9 protein-coding genes are annotated in these 14,310 nt (G+C 45.6%); 5 read left to right on the top strand and 4 right to left on the bottom strand.

The window, feature by feature from the left end:
• Window positions 1-289 precede the first annotated feature (289 nt).
• Window positions 290-1,402 carry a Fic family protein gene (locus tag HF888_RS01850; protein ID WP_168367030.1) on the top strand — a complete coding sequence of 371 codons (1,113 nt, stop codon included), beginning with the start codon at window positions 290-292 and terminating at the stop codon, window positions 1,400-1,402.
• A gap of 6 nt (window positions 1,403-1,408) precedes the next feature.
• On the opposite strand, the gene HF888_RS01855 is transcribed toward HF888_RS01850, so the two are convergent.
• The gene (locus tag HF888_RS01855) at window positions 1,409-2,350 is read right to left on the bottom strand and encodes a LysR family transcriptional regulator (protein ID WP_007017914.1); all 942 of its coding nucleotides are present in this window, start codon (window positions 2,348-2,350) and stop codon (window positions 1,409-1,411) included.
• A 108-nt stretch (window positions 2,351-2,458) separates the two neighbouring features.
• Between HF888_RS01855 and HF888_RS01860 the strand changes: the two genes are divergently transcribed.
• Window positions 2,459-3,352 carry a DMT family transporter gene (locus HF888_RS01860; protein WP_007017915.1) on the top strand — a complete coding sequence of 298 codons (894 nt, stop codon included), beginning with the start codon at window positions 2,459-2,461 and terminating at the stop codon, window positions 3,350-3,352.
• Window positions 3,353-3,546: 194 nt separating this feature from the next.
• Here the strand turns inward: HF888_RS01860 and HF888_RS01865 are convergent, their stop codons facing one another.
• The 3 genes from HF888_RS01865 to HF888_RS01875 form a co-directional block, all read right to left on the bottom strand.
• Window positions 3,547-4,392, bottom strand: a complete 846-nt coding sequence (locus HF888_RS01865) for a universal stress protein (protein ID WP_007017916.1) — start codon at window positions 4,390-4,392, stop codon at window positions 3,547-3,549.
• Between the two features lie 22 nt (window positions 4,393-4,414).
• Window positions 4,415-5,899: a SulP family inorganic anion transporter gene (locus HF888_RS01870; protein ID WP_007017917.1), complete on the bottom strand. Its 1,485-nt coding sequence runs from the start codon at window positions 5,897-5,899 to the stop codon at window positions 4,415-4,417.
• 236 nt (window positions 5,900-6,135) lie between these two features.
• Entirely contained in the window at window positions 6,136-7,323 is a 1,188-nt protein-coding gene (locus HF888_RS01875; protein WP_007017918.1) for a thiolase family protein, read from the bottom strand.
• Window positions 7,324-7,911: 588 nt separating this feature from the next.
• On the opposite strand from HF888_RS01875, the gene HF888_RS01880 reads away from it, so the two are divergent.
• The 3 genes from HF888_RS01880 to HF888_RS01890 are packed head-to-tail and all read left to right on the top strand — an operon-like array spanning window position 7,912 to window position 14,092.
• Entirely contained in the window at window positions 7,912-10,626 is a 2,715-nt protein-coding gene (locus HF888_RS01880) for an Ig-like domain-containing protein (protein WP_007017919.1), read from the top strand.
• Between the two features lie 53 nt (window positions 10,627-10,679).
• The gene (locus HF888_RS01885; protein ID WP_007017920.1) at window positions 10,680-12,671 is read left to right on the top strand and encodes a DUF1302 domain-containing protein; all 1,992 of its coding nucleotides are present in this window, start codon (window positions 10,680-10,682) and stop codon (window positions 12,669-12,671) included.
• A 56-nt stretch (window positions 12,672-12,727) separates the two neighbouring features.
• The gene (locus HF888_RS01890) at window positions 12,728-14,092 is read left to right on the top strand and encodes a DUF1329 domain-containing protein (protein WP_007017921.1); all 1,365 of its coding nucleotides are present in this window, start codon (window positions 12,728-12,730) and stop codon (window positions 14,090-14,092) included.
• Window positions 14,093-14,310 lie beyond the last annotated feature (218 nt).

A 14,310-nucleotide genomic window follows, 5' to 3' on the forward strand; every position in this document is an offset into this window, starting at 1 on the left:
ATCTCCATGTGAATCTTGGAAAGATAATGAAAGCGGCTTATAGGAAGGTAAAGGTCGAGGGCGATTTTGTTTGTGCAAATGAGCAATACGTATGAGAAAGAGTTCGGACTATCAATGCAAAAGTATGATAGAATAAGGTTAGTTAGAAGAGTGCATAAGCTTAGATTCTGAGCATAGGAGTTCTCCTAGATATTTGATATATGAGCCGAATAAATCTATTATTTGGATCATATATTGAGCCGAATAATAGGTTTATTCGGCTCATGGTCCGCGGGTCATGGAGATATAGATGCAACAGTGGATATGGCAGAAGGCCGCTTGGCCTCATTTTACATGGTCTAAAGATCAAGTTGCTGAAAAGCTTAATCAGACAGAAGCCCAGTTGCAGTCTTTGCTCTCGAAGGCTGGTGCTTTATCGGATGAAGATATACTGCTAGATACGTTGCTGCAAAACGTTCTGAGTTCATCGGCCATTGAAGAGGAGTTTTTGAATGCCGAATCGGTCCGATCATCATTGGCTAAGAGGTTAGATGTGTCTGCAAATGCCCCGGTAAGTGATCGTTCAGAAGGGGTCGCTCAATTGATGATGGATGTGGTGGACAACGTAAATGAAGAGCTAACATTAGATCGCTTGTTTCATTGGCATAGGTGGCTCTTTCCTGAAAGTGTCTATAGCTTGGCTAAGTTAAGGGTGGGGCAATTGAGAGGCGATGAACCCATGCAAGTTGTTTCTGGCCGATTGGATCGCCCAGTTGTTCATTTTGAAGCACCACCTAAAAGCCAATTAGTTTCAGATTTAAGTGTTTTTATTAAGTGGTTTGAAGAGAGTAGACAAGATAATGCGTTACCTGACCTAGTACGTGTGGCCTTGGTTCACTTTTGGTTTATTACGCTTCATCCATTTGATGATGGTAACGGTCGTATCGCGCGAGCACTGACGGATTTAGCATTAGGGCAAGCGTACCCAAACTCTACTCGCTTGTTGAGTTTGTCTTTGTCCATATTGAATGATCGAAAAGGCTACTATGAGATATTAGAGCGCTGTCAAAAGTCAGGCTTAGATGTATCGGAATGGATACAGTGGTTTTTAGACTCTGTATTAAGCAGTATTCAGCATTCAGAAAAACAAATAGAACGCAGTCGGTTTAAAGCGCGGTTTTGGAAACAACACGTTCATCACGGCTTAAATAAAGAACAAATAAAAGTGTTGAACCGTTTGTTAGATGGTGGTGAAAAAGGGTTTGAACACGGTATTAGTGCAAGCCAATATCAAAAAGTAGCTAAGGTGAGTAAAGCCACAGCGACAAGGCATTTATCTGATTTAGTTAGACGTGAGTGTTTGCAAAAACTCCCCGGTGGGGGACGAAGCACTCGCTATCACATTAAAGGATGGATCCTTTAGTCAATACTAAGCACTGCGTAAACCACTGCTGATGGCCTCATCCAGCAACCATTTTCTTAGGAGTTGCAAGCCTCGCTCTTTGCGCCGACTGGTTTTCCAAGCAAAATAAAACTCATCTCCTGTCATGACTAAATGGCAGGGTAATCTGACAAAATCTTCAGAATCCTTGGTAGTGCTCAGCATGTAATCATTGGTTAATACGATTCCCTGATGAAAGCGCGCTGCCTCCAATGCTAAGAGCATGTGACTAAAGTGCTGCACATTAGCGTGCTTGGGAATACTTGCATCAACGGCTTTGTACCATGCTTGCCAATCCCCTGCGGTTTTATCAAATATGCTATGAGTGGAAAGCAATGGGAACTGGGAAATGTCGTCGGTGGATAGCGGAAGCGTTTCGGCCTCTGCGCTCTCTCTGCCTAGTTCACGACGCATCTTTTGCCAGTAGTCTTGACTGCATACAGGGAATAAACGCTCCACATAAAGCAGCTCGTAACTATAGGCAGGTGACTCCTTATGGATGGTAATAAAGCAATCCGCCACACGATCTGAAAGCACTGGGCTCTCAATACTCATTTCTAGGGAAAGCTCCACTTGTGGGTGCAAGCGTTGCAAATCAGGTAAGCGCGGTACCAGCCAGCGTACCGCAAACGAACTAAAAACCGATAGACGCAGACGAGACTCTTCGTGTCCAAGCAACTGTTCGCTAGCACGTTCGATTTGCAATAGCGCCGTGCTAATGCCGTCTAAATACTGTCGACCTTCATCGGTAAGGCTAAGTGTGCGGCCATTGCGCCAAAACAGTTGCTCCCCTAAATAGGTTTCTAGCTGCTTGATCTGATGACTTATGGCGCTTTGACTAACGGCCAACTCATCCGCTGCAAGGGAAAAGCTATTCAGTCGGGCCACGGCCTCAAACACTGGCAAGGCTTTTAGTGGAGGTAATTTCATTATCTAAAAAACTAATGTGTAGTGATTAAATATCATTTTATCGGATAGTACTACGAGTATAGAGTGCCTGGCAAAACCGACACCGCAGATAGAAGTAGGAGGGATCATATGTCAGGTAAAACCGTTAATAGCGCGATTTTGTTGTTGATCATCGGCAATGCATTGGCATTGATCTCCGATGTGTTTATTAAGTTATTGGAGCCAGGAGCACCTATTTTTCAGTTTGCTTTTGTTCGCTGTGTGATTTCAGTTTTGTTGTTATTGCCGCTGGCGAGCAAGCTAGACCGAGACAACTTGTTTGCCGGGTTCAAGATTCATATCGTGCGGGCTCATGTGCATTTGGTTGGGCTTTTATGCATGGTGATCGCTCTTGCTCATTTACCTTTAGCTACGGCCAATGCTGTGTTCTATGCCGCACCTCTATTAGTCATGGTGTTATCGGCAGTGTTTTTCAGTGAGAAACTCACGCCACTAAGTGTAACCGCGGTATTCAGCGGGTTTGCAGGCATCATCGTGATATTGCGTCCAATAGAGTTTAATTGGGCCGCCATTGCTGCATTGGGCTCAGCCTTTACATTGGCGATTAGTGCAGTGATGGTGCGTCGTTTGCCAAAGGAGCAATCGACCACGCATAAACTGTTTTTAAATTACTTATTGATATTGCCCGCTGCTGGTGCCTTGGCATGGTGGGAAGGAGCCGCTTGGAGTACAGAGATTCTACTCAGCGCGTTGGGCTCTGCTGTGTTTATTCTGGGTTACAACATGACAGTATTGCTGGCGTATCACCAAGTGGATGCTAATCAGGTGACCAGCGCAGAATATACTGGGTTAATTTGGGCCGTCGCCATTGGCTGGGTATTCTTTGCAGAGGTACCGGATATTTGGTTCTTAGTGGGCAGTTTGATGATTGTGGTGCCGTTATTATTGATTGGCTTACAACATGGTCGCCGTAAGCAACCGGCTCGCGGTTTTAATGGTGCGACTGAGCAAGTGTCTGTCTGATGACGATTACTGGATTCCCGCCTTCGCGGGAATGACGAACCATTACCCTCAGCTTGACTGACCCTTCGTCATCCTCCGTCGGGAGCACACGAAAACCTGATCGGAGGATCCACTTAAATAGTGTTGAATGTTGAGTTGCTAATGACGAACCGTCACCCTCAACTTGATTGAGGGTCCATCTAATTCAATCGAGGTTAACGCAATACCAATAATGGAATCTTGCTGCTGGCAATCATCTTTGAGGTATTGCTACCCACAAAGAATTCACGCAAGCGTGTATGGCCATAGGCACCCATGACCATTAATTCGATCTTATGGTTTTGCTTAAACGCATCCAGTGCATCAAGCACATCACCATTAAGCAAGTGACCTTCAATATCCAGTCCGTTTTGCTTTAAGGTATCCACAGCGTTATCCAGTGTGGCTTGTTCTTTATCAGAACCTACCATGACGATGTGGCCTTTGATGCCTTTTAACAAAGGACTATCAGCAAAACGTTTTAACGCGTCCTGAGCGGTCTGGCTCCCGTCATAGGCAATCATGAAGTTTTGCGGAGCGGAAAACTCACCAATGTTTAAAAGCAAAGGCGTTTGGATGCCGCGCACAACACGCTCGATGTGAGCACCAATGGCGCCGCTATTGAGGTCATGGCCTTCCCCTAGTCGACCTAAAACAAAAATACGATTTTCGTCTTGAAGGTCTTGCAGAGATTCTAATAAATCACCATGGCGTTGCTGCTTTTCAACCTGGTCAACACCGTGCTCGCGTACGCGCGCTTCTGCATCTTCCAACATGTGCTTGCCATGCTCTAGCGCGATTTTGCCGCGCTGTGCATCCAGCTCAACCAGTTCATCTAAAAGATGTTCACGACTGCCCAAGCCAATGGCACCAGAGAAGTCTTCTCGTGCAGGGATGTTTGTTTTTTCTAAAACATGTAGCAACTTTAGCGGAACGTTTAATTGCTTGCTTGCCCAAGCTGCTGCATCACATACCGATGTGGAAAGCGCTGAGCCATCAATGCACGCGGTAATTTTTTTCATGGTGCTGTCTCCCTAAAGCCGTTTAGTGTCCAGCCATCATTTTTTCTACTTCTGCAGGGTCATCATGAATAGCGAACTTATCAACAACCGTTGCTGTTGCTTCGTTCATGCCGATGATCTCAACATTTGCCCCTTCACGGCGGAATTTAATCACCACCTTATCTAATGCCGATACTGCACTAATATCCCAAAGGTGAGCATGACTTAGATCTAATATCACATGTTCAGCAGCTTCTTTAAAGTCAAAGGCATCCACAAATTTATCAGCAGAGGCAAAGAAAACCTGACCTGTAACTTGGTAAACACGCTTGTTATCTTCGTTGACGCTCTTAACCACCATAAAACGGCTAATTTTGTTGGCAAAGAATAGGGAAGCCAATAGCACACCAACGAATACGCCCAACGCAAGGTTGTGAGTCGCAACTACTACCGCAACCGTTGATACCATAACAATGTTGGTAGAAAGCGGGTGCTTCTTCAGATTGATCACAGATTCCCAAGAAAAGGTACCGATGGATACCATGATCATCACCGCAACTAGCGCGGCCATTGGGATTTGACCAATCCACTCATCTAAGAAGACCACCATGATGAGTAGCAGTAGGCCCGCTGTAAATGTAGATAAGCGACCACGTCCACCTGATTTTACGTTAATGATGGATTGACCAATCATGGCACAGCCGGCCATGCCACCCAAAAGGCCAGAGCCAATGTTAGCAATACCTTGGCCTTTGCATTCACGGTTTTTATCGCTTTCGGTATCGGTCAAATCATCAACGATGGTCGCCGTCATCATGGATTCCAAAAGACCGACAATGGCTAGACCAATTGAATAAGGTGCAATGATCATAAGAGTTTCTAGATTAAGAGGAACATCTGGCCAAAGGAAAATCGGTAAGGTGTCTGGCAGCTCACCCATATCACCTACGGTGCGAATATCCAAACCAACAATCATTGAAAGTGCCGTCAAAGAAACAATGCAGACAAGTGGTGATGGAACACTTTTACCAATCCCCGGAATCAATGGAAACAAGTAAATAATACCTAGACCTGCAGCAGTCATGGCATACACATGCCAAGTCACATCAGTCAGCTCGGGAAGTTGCGCCATGAAAATCAAGATCGCCAGAGCATTCACAAAGCCAGTGACAACCGAGCGAGAAACAAAACGCATCAAACTGCCCAGTTTTAAGTAGCCAGCGGCAATCTGCAGGACACCGGTTAGTAGCGTGGCCGCTAATAAATATTGCAGGCCGTGCTCTTTAACTAGTGTCACCATTAATAGTGCCATGGCACCGGTAGCAGCGCTGATCATGCCTGGTCGACCGCCGACAAACGCGATAATCACGGCAATACAGAAAGAAGCATATAAACCCACTTTAGGGTCTACGCCAGCAATGATGGAAAACGCGATGGCCTCGGGAATTAAGGCAAGGGCGACCACTGTGCCAGCCAGTAGGTCGTTTTTAATGTTCGAGAACCACTCTCGTTGCATTGTTTCTATCATGAAAAGGTTACCAGTATTTGGGTGTGCTTTTATGTCCGTCAAATGGGCTGCCTAATGATCAGAACAGGCGCATTGTATTCACTTCAATGTAGAATGAATTAGACGGGTTACCAGAAAATTAAAGGGCGCGAATTGTACATGAAATGAGCGGGGAAAGGTAGGAGCCCCGGTAGGTGGGGCTCCTGACTTATCACTACGACTTGCTCATATAAAGCCGCAATGAAGTCACGACAGGCTTATAGCAACTCAATAGCCATCGCAGTGGCTTCACCACCACCAATACAAAGCGCCGCAACACCTTTGTTTTTGCCTTTCTGTTTCAGTGCGTTCATTAGAGTTACGATTAAGCGAGAACCAGTAGAACCGACAGGGTGACCTTGTGCACATGCACCGCCGAAGATGTTGACGGTTTCAGGATCGAGACCTAGGTCCATGATTGGCATCATAGCAACCATGGCGAACGCTTCGTTGATTTCCCATAGGTCAACATCGCTAGCGGACCATTCAAGCTTTTTAAGAAGATTTTCAACAGCACCTACTGGCGCAATAGTGAACTCACTTGGGTGTTGAGATTGGGTCGCATGGCCAAGGATACGTGCCATCGGCTTAAGGCCACGAGCTTCTGCTTCGCTTTCGCGCATCAAAAGAAGTGCGGAAGCACCATCTGAGATAGAAGATGCGTTTGCTGCGGTGATGGTGCCGTCTTTAGCAAATGCAGGACGCAAGCTTGGGATCTTATCGATATTGGCATTGAAAGGCTGCTCATCGTGCTCAACCACAGTTTCGCTGCGACGGGTTTTTACGGTAACTGGAACGATTTCATCTTTTAATAGGCCTTTTTCGATGGCATCTTTCGCGCGAGTCAAAGACTGAATGGCATAGTTATCCATGTCTTCGCGGCTGATGTTGCGCTTATCTGCCACTTCTTGTGCGAAACTACCCATCAAGCGACCAGTTTCGGCATCTTCCAGGCCATCAAGGAACATGTGATCCATAGCCTGATCGCCATGACCCATACGGTAGCCACTGCGAGCATTCGGAAGGATGTAAGGAGCATTAGTCATGCTTTCCATACCGCCGGCAATCATGACATCGTTAGTGCCCGCTTTGATGAGATCGTGAGCGAACATGGTGGCTTTCATACCAGAACCACACAATTTATTGATGGTTGTTGCGCCAGTGGCATCTGGTAGACCTGCTTTACGCATGGCTTGACGAGCAGGGCCCTGCTTTAGACCCGCAGGCAGTACGTTCCCCATGATCACTTCTTGAATGTCTTCAGGCTTAAGACCAGCACGTTCAACGGCTTCTTTGATCACAATGCTGCCCAGTTCCGGCGCAGATAATGGTGCCAAGCTACCTTGGAAGCCACCCATTGGCGTACGTACACCACTTACAATAACCACAGAATCTTGCTTAGACATAAGCCTCTCTCTTTTCATGTCAGTCAAAACAGGCGGCGGATTGTAGCACGTTCCTTATTGGTGTTGAGTGTTGAATGTGATCGCCGTCATTCTCCACCTGATTGAGAATTCACGGCTCCGTCATCCTCTGGCTTGACCAGAGGATTTATATGCGAGTCATTCCCTGATTGATCGAGAATCCATTTTACGCGTCATCCTCCGGCTTGACCGGAGGATCCACATGCAAGTCGTTCTCAGCTTGACTGGGAATTCAAGACAATCGTGTTATTCACAAGATTAATTTAGACAAAACGCGCCCATTATTCGAATTTATGTCAATTCATAGATAAGAATCACTTGATCTATTGTTCGACCATACAATATTGTTCAGCTATTAGTGCTAGAACTCTAAAGTTGGTACAGATGTATTTCATTCAAACGGGTGTTTGAAAGAAAATGCCTCGAAGCCTAGGTGCTAGGCGGTTAATCATACTTTAGAGTGATCTTAATCAGGCGGGCCTTGGCTATAGTCAGAGGCGGTCTAAGCTTTCAAAAGCGCTGCTACACCCAAGCAGTTAAAGAATAATAAAACCAAGGGGAAATACTCCTATGCTTAAAAAATCCCTCTTAAGTATTGCTATCGCAGCGTCCGTGGTGGGCGTCAGTGGTTGTGATATCAGTTCGACGACAGATAACAACGAGGTTGATACCGCTCCGCTTGAAATTGGTACTCCAGAGTATATTGAAGAGAACAGAGGCAATATCAGTACGACTTATGCAATCTTTAACCCTTCACGTGCTACTCCAGTGGGCCTTCGTGAGACGCCTGTTATATCTGATCTTTTGTTTCAAGGTGATGCTGACGAGGACGGCACAGATGGTACGATTCCGTTAACGTTAGGTGATCCTGGATTAGGAGACGAAGGCTACAACCCGATCTTTTCTGCTGCTGCTGACTTAGATGGCTTCAGTACAACAGCCCAAATAGATATTCCGTTTAGCGGGGCGCTCGATCAAACAACTATCTCCACATCAGGAACAGACGCTAATGTTCTATTGATTCCTCTCGATTATGACGACCCTCTTACGGGCTCATTACAGGCTGGCAAATTTAAGCAAAGTGGGCCTGCTGCGATTAAAGCATCTGCAATTGCTTACGCTTCGGGTGATGATAATGCGCAATCAGGCCAAGGTAATGTATTGAGGATCTCGCCTACAGAACCCCTCCTACCTGCAACACGTTACTTGGTTGTTGTAACCAATGGTATTCATGACGCTTATGGTATGCCAGTTACTGGATCAAATACATACAAAGCACTTACGGCTGATTTCGAGTTCTTGATTGGTGATGACGCTGAAACCCAGCAAAAAATAGATTTGTCCAACAATCTCAAACAGTTTCAGTCTCTTGCGGAAGCGTATGCTGATGTAGCCAGCTTGTCATATGACAAAGAAGATATCGTTTACTCATTTACGTTTACGACTGGCGGCACCACAACAGTCTTGGAGTCAATGGCGGCGCCTGCTAATTTTGTTGAAGGGGCGGTAACAGGGGCTGGAGCAGCATTTAACATTACGTTGCCGTCTCAATATCGGTATATTGTAGAGGAGCATGTTGATGCTCAGCGAGCTGCTGATGGTAATCTTGATGCTGCTGGTCTTACCGCTGCTGTGGGAGCCATATACAGCGATGGTGACTTTGCCGCAGTTTTGCCTAGCCTTGGTGGTAGCCCTGCTGAGCAGCAAGCAGCAATTGGCGGTATTGTGTCTATTCATAACGCAATTCCATCACCAGCTCCACGCCTGTCTGATTTCTCTTCTACTATTGATGAAGCTGGAGATGACGGCGCAGGTGACGCACTAGACTTGGATACTCTGCTGGGTGTGGCCGCCACAAGCGGAACAGGTAAAGTGGCAAATGGTACAATTAAGGTGCCCTATTATGGTGGTATCCCTAATCTTGGACTAAGTCCGGCAACCGCTGCGTTCGTTCTTAATAAGTGGGACGCAGATGATAGTTTGGAAACAGACTTGGGAGACGTGCTTGATGGTGCTCAGGTGAGTGCTGAAAACCAAGCTAAGTTCACTCCTCGTTCTACCAATGTGACTCGTCTATTTCCGATAGCGAAGCCTCAAGGCTACCTAGAAATACCCGTGAGCGTAGTTTATTCCACTGCCTGCGGCGGTTCTTACACTCCTGTTATATTTCAACACGGCATAACTTCTAATCGTAGTTCATCGTTTGGTGTTGCAGCTCAATTATTTGCTGCAAATCCGTGCTATGCGACAGTAGCGATTGACCTACCCATGCACGGTTTAACTAACGAAGATGATGCTGGGCTTCTTGGCTTGTTGAGTGCCGAAGGCCAATCGGATCAACGCCATTTTGGTTTAACATTGAATCCGCTTACCCTTGAACCTCAAGCAATGACAGGAACGGACGATCAATCAGGCTCTCTGTTTATTCAGCTACTTAGTTTTCAAGGGACTCGAGACAATATGCGCCAAGCAATTATGGACTTGATGAACCTAAATGCGTCGCTGGAGTTTATGGATTTCACTGACGGGAATGCTGGCACTGACTTTGATGTAAGTGAAGTACATTTTATCGGACATTCTTTAGGTGCGATTCTGGGTACAGGTTTTGTTGCAGTGAATAACACAGTTGGTTCCGAGGCGTACAGTAATGGCTGTACCACCTGTAATCTTACCCTTCCTAAAATCACTACCGCGACACTCGCTAATGGTGGTGGTCAGGTTACTAAACTGCTAGAGAACTCGAATATTGGTACTAACTTGGTCATTCCTGGCTTGGCAGGTCTCGGTTCTAAAGCGGGTCTTGATCTAGGTCAAGGATCTAGCCTGTTTGAACTAACTCTGCAGATTTTCCAGGCAACCGTTGACTCAGCAGACCCCTTGAACTTTGCTGAAAAATTAAACGCGACAGGAACTCCTGTTTTAGCATTTGAAATTGCTGGCAATAATGATAATCCGTCAGATCAGACGGTTCCTGTTGATGCTGTAGATAATCGTCTAGAACCAGCGCTTCCTGCTCCATTAGCAGGTACAGAGCCTCTAGCTACCGCTCTTGAACTGACTGGCACGTCGGCTGATATAACGGCTGGACCTGAATCAGTTAAGGCGATTGTTCGTTTTAATAATGGGGTTCATAGCTCATTTGCGGGCATATCAAATGATGGTGAGGACGGTAGCCCTACGACTGTGTTCAACGAAATGATGGTGCAGCTAAGAAGCTTTATTGACAGTGACGGTGCATCTTTGGACGTAAGTGATACAAACGTTGTAGTTTCAAGCGCAGAGTAATATCTAACAAGAGTAATCTAGCCTTATCTACAAGGCTAGATTTGGAGGACGGTATGACAAAAATAACAAAGTCTTTAGGATTTAAGTTGCTACCCTTAGCTGTGGCAGTAACAGCGGGTAATGCATCAGCATTACAAATGAGTATTGGCCCAGTGGATACGACAGTAAGTACATCTATCAGTTACGGTGTTGCCATCCGCACAGAAGATCCAGATCCTTCTGTCATTGCTCGACACGGCACTAGCGAGCTAGTACCTAATGCATCGGGGTCAACTTATAACTTTGATGACGGTAACTTGAACTATGAGAAAGGTGATATCTATACCAATGTGCTCAAGGCCAATGCAGATCTAGAATTCAATTATGACAACAAAGCGGGTGCGTTTTTTCGTGCCAAAGCGTATTACGATAGCGCGATTATGGATGGTGATCCGGCATGGAAAGAGTATACGGATGCAACAAAGGATGCTGCTGGTCAAGGTTATGATCTGCTTGATGCATATCTTTGGTATAACTTTGATATAGGAAGTGTTCCCGTTTCCGCCCGTATAGGTCGTCAAGTGATCAGTTGGGGTGAGAGTACTTTTATTCAAGGTGGAATCAACTCCATTAACCCGATTGATGCATCAGCTGCTCGTAAACCTGGTGTTGAGGTTAAAGAAGTTTTATTGCCTGTTAACTTAGCCTATGCCTCGTTCGGTCTAACCTATGAATTAACCCTTGAAGCCTTCTATCAGCTTGAATGGGAAAAAACTCGAATTGATCCTTGCGGTACGTTTTTCTCGACTGCTGACTTCGTAGCAGATGGGTGTGGTCCAGTAGTTTTAGGCGGACCCGCTGGTGAAAAGGCTTATTTGAACGTACGAGATATCGAACTAGCTTCAGGTGCACCTCTGGGAGATCGGTCAGCCCCAATTGCAGAGCGTATGCCAGATGCAGATCCTAGTGACAATGGCCAGTATGGTATTGCCTTACGCTGGTATTCAGAAGCGTTAGGTGACACTGAATTTGGTTTTTATCACATGAATATTCATAGTCGTGTACCGTTGATTTCTGGTAAAGCTGCGAATCCTTATACTGATACCGATAATGACGGTGTGGATGATTCTGTAACGAATACTAATAATCCTGCAGCTGCTTTTCCAAGCTATCAGATTCAATTCCCTGAGGATATTAAGCTGAGTGGTATTAGCTTTAATACTACGACAGCGGGCGGCTGGTCTTTGGGCGGCGAAGTCAGTTTGACCCAAGATCGTCCCGTTCAACATAACTCCTTAGAACTTCTATTAGCCGGTAACTTGGTGCCAAGCAGTAAGATGTTTAAGCAACGTTATGATGAAGCAACAGGCGGTGATTTAGATGTAAATAATCCTGCAGAAGTTGCAGCTGCAAAAGCAGCTTTAGCTGGAAATGCTTTTAACGGGTACGATTTGTACGACATTGCTCAAGCGCAGATGACATTTGTTAAGTTCTATGACCAAGTCATGGGTGCAAGTCGTTTAACATTTGCGACGGAGATCGGTATGACCCATGTACTCGATCTGCGTAGTAAAGATGAAGCGAGATATGGTCGTTCAGGGGTGTATGGTGTTGGTTCTTTTGATCCAATTGCTGTTGGAAACGGTGCGTTTTACACCTGTGATGCTAATGACATAAGTGCCGGCCCAACAACAGCTGGTAGCACTGATGGTACCAATGGTACCAACGGAGCTGGTGGCTCCAATGAAAACCCTGCTAATTGTACAAATGATGGCTACGTAGATGAAACGTCTGGCGGTATCCGTGTCAGAGCTTCTCTCGACTATAACAATGCATTTTTTGGAGCAAATTTGCGCCCTAAAATTGCACTGGGTTACGACATGAACAATGGTCCTGAGCCAGGAAGCCAGTTTGTCGATGGTCGTATTCAAGCAAGCTTGGGTCTCGATTTTGTATACCTTAACCGTTATAGCGGCGGTATTGCGTACAGTATGTTTGATGGCGGCGACTATAACGTGACGTCTGACCGTGACAACGTGAGCTTAAACCTGAAAGTGACCTTCTAACTGCTACACTGATTTAAATGTCATTTTTAGAACAAGTAAGAAATTAAGGAATTTATATGTTACTTAATAAAAAAATTATCGGGTCAGCCATCGCGCTGGCCCTATCCGCGGGCCTAGCTCACGGTGCGGTGCCTGCCAGCGAGGCAGCAAAACTAGGTAAAAGCCTAACGCCAATCGGTGCAGAAAAAGATGGTAATGGTGGTGCGATTCCAGCGTGGAATGGTGCGATCAAGGTGCCAGCTTCTTATAAAGGTGATGGCGATTATGTAGATCCATTCGCTGGTGACAAAGTGAAGTTCACGATCACAGCGCAGAACTATGAACAGTACAAAGCAAATCTGACAGATGGTCAGATTGCTATGTTCAAGAAGTACCCTGAAACTTATAAAATGCCTGTGTATCAAACCCGCCGCAGTGCTGGTTATCCACAAAAGGTTTATGACGAAACTAAAAAGAACGCGACTAACACCACTTTGATTGAAGGTGGTAATGGTATGGCAAACTATGAGCTTGGTGTACCTTTCCCAATTCCAGCGGATGGTTTAGAAGCGATTTGGAACCATATCGTGCGTTATCGTGGTGGTTCGGTTTCTCGTGTTATCGGTCAGGTAACTCCTCAGCCAAATGGTCAGTACACCATCGTTAAGTTTAACGATGAGTTCACCTTTAAAAACAAGCTGGCAGATTACGATCCAAATACAATGGCTGACAACAATATCTTGTTCTACTTCAAGCAAGACGTTGTTTCACCAGCACGTCTAGCGGGTAACGTACTGCTAGTACATGAAACGCTAAACCAAGTTAAAGAGCCACGTAAGGCTTGGATCTATAACGCTGGTCAGCGTCGTGTACGTCGTGCACCTCAGGTAGCTTATGATGGCCCAGGTACAGCTTCTGATGGTTTGCGTACCTCGGATAACTTCGATATGTACAATGGTGCGCCAGATCGTTATGACTGGAAACTAGTTGGTAAGAAAGAAGTTTATATTCCATATAACTCTTACAAGCTAAACAGCAAAGATATTACTTATGATCAAATCGTAAAAGCGGGTCATATTAACCAAGACCTAACTCGTTACGAACTTCACCGTGTTTGGAAAGTAGAGGCAACGCTAAAGGATGGCGCGCGTCATATCTATGCTAAGCGTACTTTCTACCTGGATGAAGATACGTGGCAGGCTTCTCAGATCGATCATTATGACGGTCGCGGTCAGCTATGGCGTGTAGCCGAAGCACACAATGTCTTCTTCTATGATGAGATGGTGCCTTGGTACACTATTGAAACTCTTTACGACCTTCAATCTGGTCGTTACCTAGCGCTTGGCTTGGATAACGAAGAAACGGATTCTTATGACTTCGGTTTCACTCGTGAAGAAAAAGACTACACTCCAGCTGCTTTGCGTCGTGCTGGTCGTCGCTAATCTTTAATCGGATTTCGACTAAAAAACCCGGCTTCTTCCGGGTTTTTTTGTTTTAAACTCTGATTTAGAAAATACGTCATGCCTGACTTGATCGGGTATCTATCTTCCAGTTTGAAATCAATTAGATGGATTCTCAGTCAAGCTGAGAATGACTTCCGACGTTGTCATACCCGACTTGATCGCGTATCCATTTTCCAGTTTGAAATCAATTAGGTGGA

The sequence above is a fragment of the Bermanella marisrubri genome (genome assembly GCF_012295615.1).
Taxonomy (GTDB): Bacteria; Pseudomonadota; Gammaproteobacteria; order Pseudomonadales; family Oceanobacteraceae; genus Bermanella; species Bermanella marisrubri.

What these genes read in the sequence shown, in the direction of transcription:
- HF888_RS01885 (WP_007017920.1), top strand. Translation starts at nt 10,680, where the DNA reads ATGACAAAAATAACAAAGTCTTTAGGATTTAAGTTGCTACCCTTAGCT.
- HF888_RS01860 (WP_007017915.1), top strand. Translation starts at nt 2,459, where the DNA reads ATGTCAGGTAAAACCGTTAATAGCGCGATTTTGTTGTTGATCATCGGC.
- HF888_RS01890 (WP_007017921.1), top strand. Translation starts at nt 12,728, where the DNA reads ATGTTACTTAATAAAAAAATTATCGGGTCAGCCATCGCGCTGGCCCTA.
- HF888_RS01875 (WP_007017918.1), bottom strand. Translation starts at nt 7,323, where the DNA reads ATGTCTAAGCAAGATTCTGTGGTTATTGTAAGTGGTGTACGTACGCCA.
- HF888_RS01855 (WP_007017914.1), bottom strand. Translation starts at nt 2,350, where the DNA reads ATGAAATTACCTCCACTAAAAGCCTTGCCAGTGTTTGAGGCCGTGGCC.
- HF888_RS01880 (WP_007017919.1), top strand. Translation starts at nt 7,912, where the DNA reads ATGCTTAAAAAATCCCTCTTAAGTATTGCTATCGCAGCGTCCGTGGTG.
- HF888_RS01870 (WP_007017917.1), bottom strand. Translation starts at nt 5,899, where the DNA reads ATGATAGAAACAATGCAACGAGAGTGGTTCTCGAACATTAAAAACGAC.
- HF888_RS01865 (WP_007017916.1), bottom strand. Translation starts at nt 4,392, where the DNA reads ATGAAAAAAATTACCGCGTGCATTGATGGCTCAGCGCTTTCCACATCG.
- HF888_RS01850 (WP_168367030.1), top strand. Translation starts at nt 290, where the DNA reads ATGCAACAGTGGATATGGCAGAAGGCCGCTTGGCCTCATTTTACATGG.